Below are 17051 nucleotides of genomic sequence, written 5' to 3' on the forward strand. Positions count from 1 at the left end.
CTCTACCCCAAGATGGGTTGATGAGTATTCCTAAAGGTAGATATCGATCCTGAGAGACTCTCACCCCTACTGGCTCCCTCTCCTCAACCCAAACTGATCGAAGATGCTACGGTTGTCTCTACAATTAAACTGGACATCATCTAGCAGCTTGAATTAATCCGTATCAGTGACTAGTAGCGTTCTAAGTCTCAACTTGCTTTGGAGGTAAATCGGTAATGGCATCAGACACACCCACGCGAGGACAACTAGAGCGCTCTCTTGCCCAAAAAGTGCAGGCGTTATATCGCCATGAGTTAGGTCAGAAACCTAGCAAAGTCAGCTGCCAGCTTTGTGGGGAGAAATTTATCATTATTCTGGAAGATTCCTTGACCCAGCCTGAGCAAATCTTGGCCCAAGGTGGACAAGAGGACTTAGCTGAGAAGGTGCGGACTAATCTGGATGATTTCATGAAGCCACAACTGAAAAGTTTGGTAGAAGACATTGCAGGGGTTAATGTCACAGACTTGCTCAGCGATGTGACTCTAGAGTCAGGACTAACAGGTATTATTGCGGTGCTAGAGGAAATGCCCACTCTCCGCAGTTCAAATTAAGATGGGCGGAGGTTAACCCTGATCTTCTTCCCACATACATTTTTCCCTCTGGTCAGAATTAAGCTCTAATCGCTACATTGAATGGCTCAATCAGTTGGGGCATGGTCTGAAACCCCAAGTGTCGGCAAATCAAGGATTGTAGATCATCAATAAGATAGGGTTTACAGAGATAGTCACAACATCCAGATTGCAACAGTTGATGTTTCTCTTCTGAACTCGCCAGACCCGTGACTGCAACAATGGAGACGGATTGAGCTTCAGGAAGCTGCCGCAGGTGCTGGAGAACTTCAAAGCCATTCATGTGAGGCATAACAATATCAAGAAGCACCAGATCTGGCCAAGTTTCTTGAATGATAGCCAGACCAGCCCGTCCCTCTTGGGCTAGCAACACATTGCACCCCAAGCTTGTGACCAGATGATATAGCAGCAATAGATTATCCTGATCGTCTTCAACAACCAAAATTAAGGGGCGCCGCTTCCTAGAGAAACTGCTGCCAGTACTAGAGGCAATATCTTGATCAGGGATAGAAGAAAGAAAATCCATATGCTCCACCGGGACAAGTACCGAGAATGACTGTCTCCTCAAATAGGAGAACGAAGCATTCCATGAGTGGCAGAAAGGCACTTAGGGTGGATTGGTCCGTTTTAGGCTTTACTGGGCGAAGGCTCTTTGCTCAAAAATATTCTGACTGTAATGAGGAAAGAGAGAATCAAGCTAGCAAAGCCAAAGCCTGATTATCTGAATTATAAATTAATTATAAAATACTTGGTGAATATCTTTATAGTATTTGCCACACTCCAACAAAAAAATAGAAGCTAAAACATTTGGAAGCCTTTATCTTCTGTGGTCTCGGTTGATACTTGGGCAATGAGGGAAAGGTTATTAGCTATTGCTAGATTTCTCCACTTGCCATAACGATTCTTCTCCAGAAAACGATGCGATCTTCTTCTTGAATTAGAGAGCCTAGGCAATCTCTACATCTTTCTGAGGATATAGTGGATGGAGAAATCACGGAGAATGTTCTCTCCCACAGAGATATCTCAATCCACATACTCAACAGTCGCTTTTCTACTGAGATGAATTTTGTTCCTTTCCCCTTGATTGACAAACCAATCCATCCTTCATGAAAGGTAAACCCGCTCGCTGGATTGAAAGGTGGATTCGCTTTGGCTTTCTGATGAAAGGGTTTGTCTATATTTTGTTAGGCATTCTGGCAGTTCAAGCTGCCTTAACCTATCGTCAACAAGCCCAGGATACCCAGGGAGTCCTACGTGCGATCGCACATCAACCTTTAGGCAACCTTTTACTGATCATTGTTGCCGTTGGGCTAGCTGGATACTCCTTTGGGCGTTTGATCCAAGCCGTACTTTACCCAGAGTCTGACGGCAAGAGCCTCAAGCACTGGTTCAAGCGGGCGGGCTGTGGCATGAGTAGTCTGGCCTATGGTGCGTTGGCCTATACCGCCGTGGAGATTATTCAAGGGGTGAAGGAGGAGTCAGAACAGACCCAATTCTGGACCGCAAAAGTCTTATCCTGGCCCTTTGGTCAATGGCTGGTGGGCGGTGTCGGCATCGGTGTCCTGGGCATCGGTATCACCTTTTTCTATCGAACCTTGAAGGCTGATTTCCGCCAGCGACTCAAGCTGGGCACCATGAATACCCAGCAGCGTACCGTTGTTGTAGCGATTGGTCGGGCAGGATACTTAGCAAGAGGGATCATCTTTGCCATTATTGGCGGGTATGTCATGCAAGCGGCCCATGCCTTTGATGCAGACAAAGTCAGATCATCAGAGGGGGCTTTGGTAACCATTAAACAACAACCCTACGGACCAGGGCTGTTGTCACTGGTGGCCGTAGGGTTGATAGCTTACGGGGTCCATATGGGACTCCAAGCCCGGTATCGTCAGATTGAACTACCTTGACCTCAATCACTATGGAGCGGTGGTGGAGGATTCAGCAGGCGCAGGACTCGTGGGTTCATTACTGGTGGGTTCATTGGGGGGCGGCGGAATTCGCTGGCTCTGGGGCAGTGGATTCGGAGTTGGTTGCCGGAGCGACTTCACTAGTAGGCGGCGTTGATGGTAATGGCTGGGGAGGTGCGGGTTGGGTTTGGATAATGGTGGGCTGGGTCGGCGCAGTTTCCGTGGTGCTTTCCGCCGCAGGTGGGTTAGGTAAGGTGATATTGATATCAGGGGGGTGTTGAGGGTTCAGAGGGTTGGGCCGGAACCACAACTGGCGTTACCTCAGTATTCTGGTTATTGGTAAACAGGTACCAGGCTAAAATGCCTAAACCTAGGAAGGTTGTGGCAATGATGCCAACCAGAAGGCCCCGCGCCGCATTATCGTTATCTCGGATTTGGAGCTGGCGCTCCGTTTGTAATCGAGCCCGCTCGATACGCTCCTCTACTGCTGGATCATCACTGCGTAGTGTTTCTCGTCGACGACGCACGGTCCCATCAGTATGGCGAACTTCTTGATCAATGATGATTTCTTCATCGGTAGACGTTGTTCGAGGCTGGTTTAAATGGGTATTAGACATAGGGGTATTTCCTTAAAAAACAATCACTAAATCAATGGGGAACACAATTTAGATTTGATCAAACTGATTTAGCTTGTTGGTTCTATTCAGACTTTTCATTGCTGGGGCTAGACACATCAATGTCTGGCTTGGGTAGGTTGATTTCGGGCTTAGGAACATCGATGTTAATTTCAGGTGCATCAGGCTTAGGTACGTTGATGATGTCGGTATCCCCACCTGATTTTTTGACTCGTTTGGGCAAATACCATCCATCCACCAATACCGAGCACCGCGACGGCAAAAACACCGATGAAAATTCCTGTGGCAGGATTGCTTCGACTCGCTCGACTTCCTGCTGCATAACCTTGCTCGTATCGAGCTTCTTCTCTATCGAATTGACTCATTATTTCTTCCTCAAAGATATAACTCAACTGTAGGGGAGGGATGTTTGATGGGTATCTGCCTAAAGGGGGAGATACTGTCCCCCTTTGTGGTCTGCCAAAAGGCAGAGTTTAAACTGTCTTTAGATAACCCATTACGTCTAGAAACTTTGGCTGGAGCAGTCTAGACACGCCTTCTTCCAGTGATAAGAGAAAAGATAAATAAGGCTAGAAAAACAAAGAAAAGAACTTTAGCGATGGAAGCTGCACCCGCAGCAATGCCACCGAATCCCAAAAAGGCTGCAATTAAGGCAATGATTAAAAATGTCAGGCTCCAACTAAGCATGAAATGTTCTCCTGTCGTTAAATGTGAGTGAATTTAGGCCCATCTAGATGAAGTCTGATACCAATGCATGACCCCATTCTGGACTCTCAACAATTCCCCCATAACTATCAGCATCGTGGTGTGCCAAAATAGCTTTTGTCCTTGCCCCCGTGTCTATGCAGCACAGCTCAACGACTATATTGTGATCGCTGATAGAATTGCTGCGAATAACTTGATTGGAGCCTCATGACGTTTTGTCGAAATGTAAGACGTGAGGCAGATGTGTAATCAAGTAATATTTTGTGAGTGATAAACCGTTATCAAATAAAGGTCCAGAGGCTGGTTTGGCACACTGGACCTAAATACCAGAAACTAAATAACTAAACGGAAGCAACCGTTAGTCAATGGCTTCTTTTACTTTGTCCTTAGCGTCTTCTGCTGTATGGCGGACGCCTGCTTCTGCTTGCTTAGCTTTACCCGCTGCTTGGTCTTCAGGATCGCCAGTTACGTTTCCCAGAGCTTCCTGGGCTTTTCCTTCAATGTTCTTAGCTGTAGCTTTAGCTCTATCTTCGGTACTCATAATAGTTGTGCCTCCTAAAGGCTGTGTCGTTGTGGGTGTGAACACCTTCAATACTAGGGAAGCTCACCCCAAAACTCGTCTGCCTAAAGGACGGTTGCTATAAGCAAGAACGTCTACCTATAGAGGGATTAATGGCGATTCAAGTTCTCTAGGATTTTCGCTTGAGTTCGTTTGTCTGCACGACTTGGCAAAGTTTCCCATTGAGGCCATCAATTTATGTCGCTAATGGTGTTAGTTGCGTCATGCTTGTTTCAGGTTTGTAGCGTAATGAGCAACGTCAACAATGCTTCCTTTTGTCGGCATCCCCAACACGATTAAGCAGGGCATGAGCGCTTACCGCGACTTATTTCCTCGACAAGCCGGATTTGAGCATGTGAGCCGATACCTCAGTGGCTTACTACTCAGTGAGAACAAAACATTGCAAGGGATTCACAGTCAGTTTGTCTCGACAACCGAGCAGCCCCTTTCAGGTCGTCGAGCAATGCACGCCGGGGTGTTTGAATCGCCATGGGAGCAGGAGGCATTGATGGTGCGCCACCGTCTACAGGTATCACAGCATTATGCCCCCAGAGCACGTGTAGTGATTAGCCTAGATTGGACACTGGGACATCACGAACGGAGCAAACAGATTTTTGGGGTCAAACGTCAGTACGATTATGTTGATAATTGCATGAGCTGTTATCAGACGATTCTGACCGCAGTGGCGGCAAATCGAGTGCGACAAGATGGGATAGGCGTCGCCGTGCAAGCGGCCCAGTGGGAAGCCGCAGAACTGGAGTATCTGAAGATGACCCGTCAAGGCGAGTATGAAACTATCGCAGCGGCGATGGAGCGATTGAGTGAGTTGGTGGCCTACCAGCATAATCGTGACGCCTATCAAACGCGAACGGAACTGCTGAGTGCCATGATTGAGCAAATTGAAGGGGAAGGGCAGTTTCCGACAGCGGATTATGCTTTTGATGCAGGCGTATGCGCAGCGGACTTAACGACCGTCATTGAAGGATTCGGCAAGCATTGGGTGAGTGAGCTGGCGTGTAATCGTTCCGTGCTTTGGTTCAACCAATGGACTCGCATTGACGCAGTGGCTCAACAACTTCGTAGCACCTCTGGCCAGTCGTTTCGGCACTACCGCATTCATCAACGCAATGGCGAAGTGAAGGAGATTTGGGCCTTTAGCAAAGTCGTACGCCTCAAAAAAAATCGGACGCAAACGGATTGTCATTGTTCATGAAACGGAGGATTTGAATGATACCCCCTCGCTTTTTAGTGACTGACGCGCTGCACTGGGATGTCTCGCGCATTGCCATCACCTGGAGCTATCGCTGGCCCTGTGAAGTTTTTCATGAGTTTACCAAAGGCATCTGTGGCCTGGAATCGGCTCAGCTACGCAACGAGGATGCGGTCAAACGCCACATCGCTTTAAGTTGTCTGGCGCAGTCGTTGCTCCAGGATGCGCCTGTCGCTGGGGGGAACATCTGAAAAATTTAGCTTTGCAAGTAAAACGCCAAGCATTGGCCAGAAGCTCTACGGATTGACTCGTGAGGTTTTGCATCCGCTCGTACAGTTTTGTCAATCACTCTTTGAACAAGGCCAATCTGTCGAGCAAGTTGTGGAGGTGATAATGCCAGCCTAGACCTAATTATCCCTCTATAAAAATAAAGAAGTTTGCCAAGTCGTGTGTCTGAATACGTTACGGAAGGCTCAGTAAAGCTTTTATTCCGATACTCATGGTTAAACGTTTAGCCTGATCTCTGAAACTCTAATCACTTCTCACACATCCTAATCAATCGCTCTATACCTTTCGGTAGAGTAGCTAGAGAATCAATACCTTCCCTGTGAGAGAAGAATGATTCAGCCTTTCTTGATTTACTAGCTACTAGAGACAACAAAGGAAAAAATAAATATGCGTTCTTATAACATTGGTTTGACTACTGAACAGCGTCAAGGTGTTATTCAACTTTTAAATCAAGACTTAGCTGATTTATATCTACTCGTGATCAAAACCAAGAAATATCACTGGGATGTAGTTGGCCCCCAATTCATGACTCTACATAAGCTTTGGGAAGAACATTATGAAATCCTTACCGCCAATGTTGATGCTTGTGCTGAGCGGATTCGGGCGTTAGGAGGATACCCTCTAGGGACTGCCAAAGGATTTCTCGATAACTCAACCCTCAATGAACATCCTGGTGACCTACCTACAGCAACGGATATGGTGGCTCGCCTGGTGAATGATCATGAGCAGGTTATTCGTAATTTAAGAGAGCATCTCGATCAGTGCTCTGAGCAGTTCCATGATGAGGGAACGGCTGATTTCTTAACGGGTTTAATGGAAGAGCATGAAGAGATGGCTTGGATGCTGAGATCCTTTATTGAAGGAGAACAAGTCGATGCAAGCGGTTCTCGTTCTGGTTTGGATCTGCATGCTAGCGTCCAATAGATTGATGTCCCTATGCTTGATTTGACGTTCAGGCATAGGGACAGTACTAAGCCTGCTGAAGTTTTTTGATATAGATACTCGAAACCCATGGATACTGCACTCTTTGACACCATCTTCCGTGATCAGAACGGTGAAATTGTGATTGCTCAGCCTCCAAATTTGACCCTCTCTGTCTGGATTGGAGCCAGCCTGCTGCAATTGGTATTGACGAGTGAGCCGATTAATCTGGGATTAGAGTTAGTGGCTTTCGTTGCAATAGTGATTTGGGCCTTGCAAGAGTCCTTTGAAGGGGTTAACTATTTCCGTAGAGGGTTGGGACTCGTCGTATTTCTGGTTGCGATCGCACATCAGATCCACTCTTTCCTGGTTGGCTAAGATGCTCCGAGTATTCCCCTCTTAGATTCGCAGGTGCTGGAATAGCCCAATATTAAAACCTGAATATTCTCCTTGATAGGAAAGGAACCCAAAAAATAACCGATGCAGTTTGTTTCTGATCCACCGATTGAACTCAAAATTGATGAAATGAAGAAAAGGGTGTGCTGGCAACACCCTTTAATTTCGAGTAAAAATATCGACCAAACCAAAGTGGTGTTGGAGAATGAGGAATCGGATCATCAAGATTTCTCGTTCTTGGTACTCGGAGATAGTGGCACAGGCCAATATCGCGGGGATAGTCCCCAACGACGAGTCATGGAACTACTGTTGGATCAGGGAGAAGGGGCTAACTTTGCCCTGCATACCGGAGATGTTGTCTATCTCGTGGGTTCCAACGAGCAATATGCCGAGAATTTTATCGATCCCTATCGGGAGTGGTTAGTGGGGGGACATCAACCCGACACGATTGACTACGACCAGATGGTATTTAAATTCCCATTCTTCCCTGTACCAGGTAATCACGATTATTATGATTTGCCCTGGATATGGGGGTTGATGTCGAAGGTGACTTCGCCCCTGCGCAAACTATTCCAGCGCCAATTTGATTTAGATGTGGGTTGGCATGGTTCACATAAGGGAGATGTTTTTGCCAGAGCTTTTTTGGATTACCTGCAAGGATTGAGTGACTCGGACATACAACAACATCTGGACACCCACTACACGTCCTCCTCAGAGTCTGAGAAATGTCTGCGATATCGACCAGGCGAATTCACACGGCTCCCCAATCGGTACTATCAATTTCGCCAGGGTGGGATTGATTTTTTTGCCCTTGATTCCAATACGTTTAATGCCCCCCAATGTTTACCCAATACACCAGCGGGAAAGTTACTGAAGGAACAACTGCTGAAAACCCGCCAAGTCCTGATGCAGAAAAAGACAGAAGCATTGAGGTCGGCAGTTGAAGCAGCCCATTTAGATGTTGAGGAAGCTTATAGCAAGGTCGAACAAATTGAAGAGCAACTTCTAGATATTGATAAGCAGTTAACGAATGATACCGAGTCTGTTGTGGATATTGAGCAATTGACGTGGCTGAAGCGGCAGCTGATTCAATCCTGGCAGGATCCGAAGGTCCGGGGCCGAATTTTGTTTTTCCACCATCCTCCCTATGTGACCGAAGCCACAAAGTGGTATCAGGGACAAACCTTAGCCGTGCGGCAAAATCTCCGGTGGGTTCTCAATGAAGTCCAAAGTGAGGTGACTGAACTTATAAAGGGTAGACCTCTAGTCGATTTGATTATCAATGGACATGCCCATTGCCTGGAGTACCTGAAGACGGAAAATACGGGGCATGCAGATTCACATCTCAATTGGGTGATTTGCGGTGGTAGCGGTTTTAGTCTGCGCCGTCAGCGGTCTGAAGGGCCTGAGTTAACGGAAAAACTAGATGGAGAAACAGAGCGTATTGTGGCGCGATCGCAATTCTACATCGGACGATATGGACATGGCTCTCAAAAACATCGACCCTATTCTGGCCTGCGGATTGATGTCAAAGCCGGAACACCTCCCAAAATCATCCTTCAACCTCTAGTTGCTGAACGATTTCAGCATCAGTGGCAAAATCATGTCATGGATGCAATTGAAATCGGCTGAGATTAACTGCTAAACCAAGCCCCCCAAAGGAATAACCAATATTCGGCTATTTCTTTGGGGGCTTATTGCAACCGGCTGGGTTAGCGAATCGCCGCTGGATTAGTCTGGCAGTCGCAGATAAAACTACTCAAAATATCTTTCGCCACAGCTAGAGGTCCGGTGCCATCCGATGCTTGTTCGGCAGTGCCGATGAGGCCATCAATGGTTCCAGCCACTTTAGCCACTCGAACACCATCAACGGTGAGTTGGGAGGTGGGGTACTTCTGCAAAAACTCTAAAAAAGAAATTTGATTATCATCACTTAGAGAGAGCAGGATAGCTGACCGAAGGGCCTGCATATTGGCTTTGCGGCTGGGGGTATGAATGACTTGCCCTGCTTGAAAGAGGGCATATTCTCCAGGTAATATCGTCAAAATTTTATCAGCCGTACGCAAGTTGACCTTGAGACTTTTGGTCATAAATTGGCGGGCGGTTTCTGGATCTTGCCCTGATACATTCAGGAAGAATTTGAGTTTGGAAGATGCTTTGCCAGTCTCAGCAAAGGTTTCTAACTCATCAATACTCAGAGATTGACCAAACTGATTGTAAGTAAAGACAACTTTTTCTGCAGCCTGCACAGATGCAGTCGGTGCGATCAAACCAGTCGCCGAGATGGAGGCGACAGCAGAAAAAGTGAGACCTTTAACCATCCTCCAACGCCTAAATTTTTGAAATACCGAATGCCAAGTGGTCATGAATCGACTCCGTAAACAGTAGTGAATCCTTTCAGCAACAAAACAGGGGAATAAGAAGAGCACTCATGGGGACGATGCTCAAATATTCCCTTCAAGATCTATTGAGCTTGAGCTGAACTAGCAGGTGTTTGAGTTGTGGAGGTCGGAGCTTGAGGCATTGACGGAGTAGGCTTGGCACTGGATTGCTCTTCTGGTGAATTGCTGTTTACCGACACAGTCATTGTGGGTTTTTCTTCTGCACAATTATCAGACACCTTCTCGGCTTGATAGGTTGCTTGTGAATCTTTGCTGGAGGACGCTTGTGTTGTTTTACAATCGCAAACAAAGTCTGACAATACGTCTTTTGCAACCTCTAGAGCCGGTAATGTTTTTTCGACAAAACCGCTGACTTGGGTGTAAGTGCCTTCTAAGTTGGTTACATCAACTCGAATGGTGTTCTGGGGATATTTATCGATAATTTCCATAAAGGAAATTCGCTCATCCTCAATGGAGTTAAGGACCGCTGTTTTCAGGGATTCGAGCCCATCTTCTGTTCTGCCAGATGTGCTAGAAATAGTCTGATCAAGCTTGAAGAGTAGAAATTCTCCATTAGAGCCTTCCAGAAAACTTTGTAAAAAAGTAGGTACAGTGATTTGTTCAGAAAGTGCTTTACGGACAATTCCTGGGAGTTCTAGATCGGTTTCTAGTAGCTTTTTCAACGATGTAGGAAGTTCTCCCGTATTGCTGAAGTCATCCAGTTCGCTGCGAGTCACTGTTACTTCGGTGTTTTTATAGCGGACAAATATACTCTCAGCAGCTTGTGTTTGAGTCGCAAAAAATGAAGTACTAATGGTTGTTAGACCGATCACTCCCCAAGAGAGTAGGGCTTGGAACGCAGTTTTCATATGGAGACTCCTTACAATGAGCTTAGCTTCTGAAGCGAACAGATTTATCTAAGTTGCTAGCAATGCAACTGTGGTTCGATCCGGTTTATCTGTTGTTCATTGTTATGGGTTGCCTAGGAATTTCAATCCTCTCTGGGGCTAGGATACGTTCTCTCAAATTCGGCCTTTGGGAAGATGTATCAACGTAACCTTTATGAAGAGTGATGTTCTGAAACGAGAGGATTACAGTTCCTATCGGGAAATCATAGACGAGAGAACCTTCTCACCTTGGCTAAAGCCGCTTAAAACTAAGTGATTCCAAAAGGTGACGGGTCAATAATTCTGCAGTGTTTACTTCTGCTGGGGGCATCCATTACACAGGGTAAGCGCAAGAAAATCAAGCCTCTGAAAGGCTAGACTGTAAAGGAAGAGAAGCGCCTAGAACTTTGAGCATATACGCTTCATCCATGCTCGCCCGTTTTAGTTTTTGACGGGTACTTTTCTTAAAGGACGTTTCTTGATTGAGAAGGTTGATGCTCCAGCGTCTCAGGATGGCCATGTTTTCCGGCGCATGTCCTGTGCGAATGCGGCTAGCATCTTCGCCAAAGGTCACGTCTAAGACCCAGTGGAGTTGGTTCTCAATCGACCAATGCTGGCGGATGGCTTTGCCCAACTGCTGAGCATTTGGCGGTAGAGAACTGATATAAAACATCACCTCATAGGTGGTTTTGTTCCACAAGTGACGGGTTCGAGCGACCTTGACGATGGTTTGCAAGCCCTTCCACTGCGCCTGCTTGTACAGAGGACCCATCTGTTGAAGGGACACGGCCCAAACTTGTCGTTTCTCGCGACGATGGTGCCCTGCTTCCACCCGCGCATCATAGCTGTGCTCAATGCACTTAAACTCATTCGCTTCAGCCGTTTCAAACCATTGCTCAACCTGCTCAAACAGCGTGGGATGATTCTCCTTGAGGGCCAGCACATAGTCAGCCTCTTTAGCTTGAATGTGGCGGGCAATCTCGTGCTGAGTTCCCATTGCATCAATGGTAATAATGCACCCGGCAATGTCTAATAGCTCTAGCAGTGCTGGAATAGCGGTAATTTCGTTACTCTTGTCTGCAACTTTGACCTGTCCTAGAAATAACCGATACTCACTGGCCCAAGCACTGACCAGATGCAATGCGGATTGGTCTTGATTGCGATCATAGGAACCTCTGAGTTGTTTGCCGTCAATCGGTATCACTTGAGCGCCGAGGGTTGTCACTACCTGATCCAACCAGTGATTGAAACTCCGCTCAAAAGCGGAGGGGCAAATACGCTCAAACACTCGTCGATAGGTGTCTGCTGTCGGCATCCCAGACGGTAGGCTCAGAAAACTCGACAACCAATCTTGATGGCTTAGACCATAGGTTTCAATGTCTTCCCACCCTTGTGCGCCACCTAAACTTGCCAATAGTCCAATCACGACGATGCTGACAAACGGATGCTGGACACCTTGGCCTCCCCGTGGATCAGGCAAATCTTCAAAACACTCGGACAACTGTTGATAAGCCTGATCGCAATCACTGGCAGGCAGGAGTGACGAGGATGAGTCAGTGGAAGCTGGTGAGGAAGGCGGCTTGCTGAATCCTGTAGCCATGGGGAAACCCTTTTAACAGAATGGAGTTCCATAGCATATTACAGCTTCATTTTTCTTGCGCTGCCCCTGATCCATTACACTCTATCCCCGAATAGAAAACAAAGGTTTAAGGGATCTACAAAGAAATAATGTACCCATCAATTAGGCGCAATCTTGATATCCCATTTGGGTAACGTTTCAGAACATAGCCATTGTTGTTTGTAGACTTCTAGCTCATTTGAGGGCACAGTAATGTTCTTTTCATAGGTTTCCTCAACCACATGAACCAAAGGCTTCAATCCATTCCAGGTCATATTCGATGCCCACTGGACAGCCGCATCAATGGAGTTGAGGATAGTGCCATTCCAATAGTGTTCCAAGGCTGCCCAACATCACTCAATCGGATTGTATTTGCTGTGATAGGGCGGATAATAAATCAGATGAACCAACAATCGCGTCGTTTGGACAAACTCAACCATACGCTTGATAAATTGTGTGCGGTTACTGCGCACTGCAGAGCCGCCATCAAGGTTAATTTCTAATCCCTCTATCTGAGGATGGTCATCGTGATGTCCGCACCACCAAGGCGTTGAGATAGCAAACGGACAGAAAACAACACTGGACGTATAGTTAGAATTATTTACTTAGAATTATCTGGGTACTGTGCGTACTAGTTGACTGACGAAACAATATCAAAATATCTGGAAGGTGAAATAGAAATTGGACAAATAGCATAACCCCTGAATCTATGACCTATAGTCCCTCAAGGATTAACCCATTGGCTCGACCAGGTAGTATCTGTTTCTAACTGGTAAATACAGCGTTGGTGCGGATCGCTTCTTAATTTTAAATGGTCTACTTTTTGGGGAACTAATAACAACAAGCCGAAAGTATCTGGGGGCAGAATAGGATCAGGTGGTTCGATATCAAAGGTTGACTGGTCCGCTGCGGGTTGCCCTGGATCTGACCAAGCAAATTGCGATCGCGCCGCGTCAGAAAGCTCTTGCCAGGCTATGTTACGGGCTTTAAGTAAATCTGAATCTTTATCTTGAGCTTTCACCAAGCGTAGAACACCTTGAATCCGAAACTGTTCGCGGGTTTCGGTGAAATACCAGCATATTTCCCCTACTGCTTGCCGTTCAATATCTTGAACCTTAGCACTACGTACATCGATAACGATTTTTAGGCTATTGTTATCGTCTTCTAAAAAGCCCCGAAACACTAGCGTACGGTTACTAGGATAGCCCGCTGGGGTTACGGTAGCTAGCTGAAAAAAGCGAGAATAGGGGTTGGAACGATTGCCGTCAATGGCACTGGACAAATGCGATCTATAGGGAGGAAGCATAACAGTTGATAACGAACAATGGACAATGAAAAACGATTTTTGTCTTAGGGTAAGTTCGACAATATTAGAAATTAACAGAAGGCAACGATCGCAATTCTTTCGGTTCTAATAGCAAACAGGTTGTCATTATTTAAGTTTGTAGTCTGGCTATAATGTGATTACTTTAACGACAGCCAATACATCTTGAAGAATAGTCAGCCTCAGCAAACGCATAGCGAATCTGACCAGACTCCTCTATGACATAGGTGGTGGGCATCAGTAGCTTATAGCTATCGTCACCATTGCTGTCGGGAATAACAATTCACCTATATTACGAGAGCATCAGGTCCTGAACTACGCTCGTCACTGGAAGCAATTATCAGTTGAGTTAATCGCGTAAACCGCCATGTAAATAGGATACTCGCAAACACAACTCCAATAGTCTGTCCTATCCATAAGCCAATACTTCCTAGCTGTAATGTGAATCCTAATACATAGCTTCCACTTAGACCCACAACCCAAAAAGAAAGGCCACTGAGTAACATTGGCACCTGAGTATCTTGAAGACCATACAGTGCTCCCATTGCAACTCGCTGAACTCCATCAAACAATTGAGATAAAGCAACAATATATAGCATTGGCAATGCAATGAGAATAGTGCTTAAATTTTCAGGATTATTAACATCTATAAATATGCTAATTATCTGCTTAGGAAAGCTCACTAATATAACTGCAGTAGAAAGCATTAGAAGTGAAACAGCTACAATAGCAATATATCCTGCCAGACGTGCGCTTCTAAAATCTTTTTTCCCCACCCATTGTCCTACCCGTGCCGTTACTGCGTAGGACATTCCTAAAGGAATCATGAAAAGAAGAAGCATTGTTTGATAAACAATATGATGCGCAGCTAGGACTTGAGCACCTAAAAGTCCCATGAAAAAAGTGATTATTGCGAACAACCCATACTCCAACGCAAGCGTTACGGCAATGCCACTCCCAATGCGTATTAAACGTAAAATTAATGAAGGACTAATATGAACAAAATCGTTTAAGAAATTATATTTTTTCAAGTCTGCTTGTTTCAAGGTATAAGCTAAGAAAATAGCAAATATTAACCAAAAACTTAATCCACTGGCTAAGCCGAAGCCCGCTAGTTCCATTCTTGGAAACGAAAATTTCCCAAATCCTAAGACATAATTTCCCGTTATATTGAATATTGTTCCAATAATGACAATGGGAGTAACAATATGAGCATGGGCAAGAGCCGAGACATATCCTCGTAACATGGCAAAACCTAAGGCTGGAAAAATTCCCCATAAAATCCATTTTAGATAAGGATTCGCCAGTGAAATAATATCCAAAGGTTGCTGAAATAAAGACAGAAATGATTCCAAATTTCCAACTAATATCATTAAGGGGACTGCCAAGAAAATCGATAGCCATAGACCCTGGCGTGCAATATGTGAGATTTTCTGGGTTTGGCGCGCCCCATATGCTTCCGCAACTAAAGGGCTAACAGCCATGACCAGACCGCTGAAAGTGTTCAGGATCAATTGAAACGTTGTTGCTGCTAAACCACCTGCTGCTAAGCTCTCGATACTTAAATGCCCCATCATAATCGTGTCCACGAAGCCAACGGCAGCCTGAGCAATTTGTGCACACGCTAACGGGACAGATAGTTTCAAAAATTCTTTTACCTCAAGGCTAATACTCGATTTATTGATTACATTGCTGGTCATTACTGTAGATTCTTGATAAACAGTTTAGAAAATTTTTGACTACCCAAATCACAAATAGTGGTCTGTACAAAACTGCCAGGATTGGCTGATCAGAATGAGAGTGTCTGCAAAATGTTGATATTCTTTTAGCTCAAACCTTGGCTCATAATGGCTCGAAACTCTTTAAGTTGTTTTTGAAGCTGGTGATAGCCATAGTTAATATGTCTCCAAAGAAGTAGATTGTTCAAGATTATGGAAGGTTCAGGACCTTTCATTTTTTATCGAGCGTCACCCTAGCCGTAAGAGATAATTTGGGTAAGACTCAATTGCCTCGATCTACAACCGTGCGTTTATATAACTGTCTAGATTTACTGCATGAATCCAGGCAGTTGACTAATCCATTTTTCCTTGGCTTGTTGCGGTTGGACTATAGGTTGAAACTATCGTAACTGCCATAAACTGATATTGTTTGAAAGGTGGTTAGACATCCAAAAGAGTAAGCTTTGTTGACGCTTATTAGGCATCAACAAAGAGAACTTCTCCAGTAATAAACCCATCAACAGAGCGTTCAAAAGCTTTGCCAACCAATTTCCCAGGAACAGGTTGAAAACCTGGCATTATCTCACCGTATACATCCCAAGCCTCTACCAGAACCGTGGGATTGACGACATTGATACGGATTCCTCTAGGCATCTCATAGGCGACACACTTCACAAAAGTGTCTATTGCACCGCTAGTCGTTGCATCTGCAATTGCAAATGGAATCGGTTTAGTATTCAAAATGCCGCTAATCAGCGTAAATGATCCAGCGTCCGCAATATACTCTTGTCCGATTCGGACTAAGTTAATTTGTCCCATCATCTTACTCATCACAGTAGTCATCCACTGCTGTTCTGTCATGTCTACGAACATCTCATATTCACAGAATCCAACAGTATTCACAACAGCATCAAAGCCGCCGACTGCTTGGTATAGTGCCCTGATGGATTCTTCACTTGTGATGTCAACTTTGTAGTCACAACCTTTGCCAGAGCGGGAGGCTGTGATAACACGATGCTTACCTAAGCCCGTTAGTGCAGCCTGTCCCATTTTGCCATTGGCACCAATCAGAATTACCGTTTTCATTGTTTTAGTTTCCTTTAGATTTTGTTTCGATTGTGAGATCAGCTCTTAACTAGAGTATATCAAGACTGACCTATATGTATGTAGATAATATAACCAAAAAATATACTGCCCAACTTAATCATGAATGGAAACATCAAGACTCATTGAACAGCTAGATGATAGGCTTGAGGTTATTTTCCTACCTGTATGTAGGTAGTCTATAATGAGTTGCTAAAAGATGCAAGGGGTAATGGGGGGTTACCCCCTTGCCGACATAAGCACAATTTTCACCGCAGAATCGCTGTGAACTATATTTAGAAGTACTTTCCAGACTTAAGAATTTAAGTTTTTGTGAGTTTATACGTCTGACCACAAAACGGACAAAACCGATGTTTTCGCGATGTAATTAGCTCATTGCAGCTATCACAGCGATTCCGTAAACGCTCACCACACTCAAAGCAGAACTTAGCTCTAACATTGGTCCACAAAGCATCAGGAGGTGTTCCTGGGACCCAACACTTCGGACAAAATTTGACAGCATTAACCGTGTCAATTGAAGCTCCCTTGCACACGCTATCCAAATATTCTCCAGGGACTTGTAGAGCATAGGACAAGCCATTGATCGTTTTGCGATTGAGCTTACTGGTTTTTCCTCTCTCTAGCTTGCCCAGACTTTGGACATGCATTCCAGCTTGTCTGTGCTGGGTTGTAGCCTTCATGTCGCCCCCTCAGCCTGTAGTCCCATTGTTAAACCGTTCCTAAAGGGATTGTTTTGTTTGAGTTTAGAGTTGACGACTCAGCCAAAGGAGATAAATGGGTTTGTTGCAGTAAC

Annotated in this window: 20 protein-coding genes and 1 pseudogene; 8 read left to right on the top strand and 13 right to left on the bottom strand. The window is 45.3% G+C overall.

The genetic code is table 11. The features are described 5' to 3' along the window. Positions 1-215 precede the first annotated feature (215 nt). On the top strand, positions 216-590 hold the full coding sequence (locus HRE53_RS22435; protein WP_235108009.1) for a DUF2294 domain-containing protein: 375 nt from the start codon (positions 216-218) through the stop codon (positions 588-590). Positions 591-648: 58 nt separating this feature from the next. On the opposite strand, the gene HRE53_RS22440 is transcribed toward HRE53_RS22435, so the two are convergent. Further along, on the bottom strand, positions 649-1134 hold the full coding sequence (locus tag HRE53_RS22440; protein WP_212665386.1) for a response regulator: 486 nt from the start codon (positions 1132-1134) through the stop codon (positions 649-651). A 580-nt stretch (positions 1135-1714) separates the two neighbouring features. Here HRE53_RS22440 and HRE53_RS22445 point away from each other — a divergent pair. Next, positions 1715-2512 (top strand): DUF1206 domain-containing protein, encoded by a 798-nt coding sequence (locus HRE53_RS22445; protein WP_235108010.1) that lies wholly within the window; start codon positions 1715-1717, stop codon positions 2510-2512. After that, the gene (locus HRE53_RS22450; RefSeq protein WP_235108011.1) at positions 2509-2793 is read left to right on the top strand and encodes a hypothetical protein; all 285 of its coding nucleotides are present in this window, start codon (positions 2509-2511) and stop codon (positions 2791-2793) included. Before HRE53_RS22445 ends, HRE53_RS22450 begins: the two co-directional genes overlap by 4 nt. On the opposite strand, the gene HRE53_RS22455 is transcribed toward HRE53_RS22450, so the two are convergent. The 4 genes from HRE53_RS22455 to HRE53_RS22470 form a co-directional block, all read right to left on the bottom strand. Continuing rightward, positions 2779-3129, bottom strand: a complete 351-nt coding sequence (locus tag HRE53_RS22455; RefSeq protein WP_235108012.1) for a hypothetical protein — start codon at positions 3127-3129, stop codon at positions 2779-2781. The two genes, HRE53_RS22450 and HRE53_RS22455, sit on opposite strands and share 15 nt — an antisense overlap. An 82-nt stretch (positions 3130-3211) precedes the next feature. Further along, complete coding sequence (locus tag HRE53_RS22460; protein ID WP_235108013.1) at positions 3212-3469, bottom strand: hypothetical protein; 258 nt, start codon at positions 3467-3469, stop codon at positions 3212-3214. Positions 3470-3672: 203 nt separating this feature from the next. Then, positions 3673-3834: a DUF1328 domain-containing protein gene (locus HRE53_RS22465; protein WP_212665390.1), complete on the bottom strand. Its 162-nt coding sequence runs from the start codon at positions 3832-3834 to the stop codon at positions 3673-3675. Positions 3835-4210: 376 nt separating this feature from the next. Next, a complete protein-coding gene (locus HRE53_RS22470) occupies positions 4211-4393 on the bottom strand; it encodes a CsbD family protein (protein ID WP_212665391.1) in 183 nt (60 codons plus the stop codon). Positions 4394-4676: 283 nt separating this feature from the next. Between HRE53_RS22470 and HRE53_RS22475 the strand changes: the two genes are divergently transcribed. The 5 genes from HRE53_RS22475 (at position 4677) to HRE53_RS22495 (ending at position 8858) form a co-directional block, all read left to right on the top strand. Next, a complete protein-coding gene (locus HRE53_RS22475; RefSeq protein WP_235108014.1) occupies positions 4677-5624 on the top strand; it encodes a transposase in 948 nt (315 codons plus the stop codon). A 14-nt stretch (positions 5625-5638) separates the two neighbouring features. Continuing rightward, positions 5639-5872 (top strand): hypothetical protein, encoded by a 234-nt coding sequence (locus HRE53_RS22480; protein ID WP_235108015.1) that lies wholly within the window; start codon positions 5639-5641, stop codon positions 5870-5872. A gap of 424 nt (positions 5873-6296) precedes the next feature. Further along, positions 6297-6833, top strand: a complete 537-nt coding sequence (locus tag HRE53_RS22485) for a Dps family protein (protein WP_212665392.1) — start codon at positions 6297-6299, stop codon at positions 6831-6833. Between the two features lie 87 nt (positions 6834-6920). Then, entirely contained in the window at positions 6921-7208 is a 288-nt protein-coding gene (locus HRE53_RS22490; protein WP_235108016.1) for a hypothetical protein, read from the top strand. Between the two features lie 102 nt (positions 7209-7310). Continuing rightward, positions 7311-8858, top strand: a complete 1548-nt coding sequence (locus tag HRE53_RS22495; protein ID WP_235108017.1) for a metallophosphoesterase — start codon at positions 7311-7313, stop codon at positions 8856-8858. An 80-nt stretch (positions 8859-8938) separates the two neighbouring features. Here the strand turns inward: HRE53_RS22495 and HRE53_RS22500 are convergent, their stop codons facing one another. The 8 genes and pseudogenes from HRE53_RS22500 to HRE53_RS22535 form a co-directional block, all read right to left on the bottom strand. After that, complete coding sequence (locus HRE53_RS22500) at positions 8939-9547, bottom strand: alpha/beta hydrolase (RefSeq protein WP_235108018.1); 609 nt, start codon at positions 9545-9547, stop codon at positions 8939-8941. A 143-nt stretch (positions 9548-9690) separates the two neighbouring features. Then, the gene (locus HRE53_RS22505; RefSeq protein ID WP_235108019.1) at positions 9691-10476 is read right to left on the bottom strand and encodes an alpha/beta hydrolase; all 786 of its coding nucleotides are present in this window, start codon (positions 10474-10476) and stop codon (positions 9691-9693) included. A gap of 376 nt (positions 10477-10852) precedes the next feature. Then, positions 10853-12094, bottom strand: coding sequence for an ISAs1 family transposase (locus HRE53_RS22510; protein ID WP_235107866.1), 1242 nt, complete (start codon positions 12092-12094; stop codon positions 10853-10855). 137 nt (positions 12095-12231) lie between these two features. Further along, positions 12232-12669 (bottom strand): annotated as a pseudogene (locus tag HRE53_RS22515) (hypothetical protein). A gap of 167 nt (positions 12670-12836) precedes the next feature. Continuing rightward, entirely contained in the window at positions 12837-13418 is a 582-nt protein-coding gene (locus HRE53_RS22520; protein WP_235108020.1) for an Npun_F5749 family FMN-dependent PPOX-type flavoprotein, read from the bottom strand. A 305-nt stretch (positions 13419-13723) separates the two neighbouring features. Then, complete coding sequence (locus tag HRE53_RS22525; protein WP_235108021.1) at positions 13724-15136, bottom strand: MATE family efflux transporter; 1413 nt, start codon at positions 15134-15136, stop codon at positions 13724-13726. 495 nt (positions 15137-15631) lie between these two features. After that, positions 15632-16240 (bottom strand): short chain dehydrogenase, encoded by a 609-nt coding sequence (locus tag HRE53_RS22530; RefSeq protein ID WP_235108022.1) that lies wholly within the window; start codon positions 16238-16240, stop codon positions 15632-15634. A gap of 320 nt (positions 16241-16560) precedes the next feature. After that, positions 16561-16938, bottom strand: a complete 378-nt coding sequence (locus HRE53_RS22535) for a zinc ribbon domain-containing protein (protein ID WP_235108023.1) — start codon at positions 16936-16938, stop codon at positions 16561-16563. Between the last annotated feature and the right edge of the window lie 113 nt (positions 16939-17051).

It is taken from the genome of Acaryochloris sp. 'Moss Beach' (genome assembly GCF_021497025.1).
Classification (GTDB): Bacteria; Cyanobacteriota; Cyanobacteriia; order Thermosynechococcales; family Thermosynechococcaceae; genus Acaryochloris; species Acaryochloris marina_A.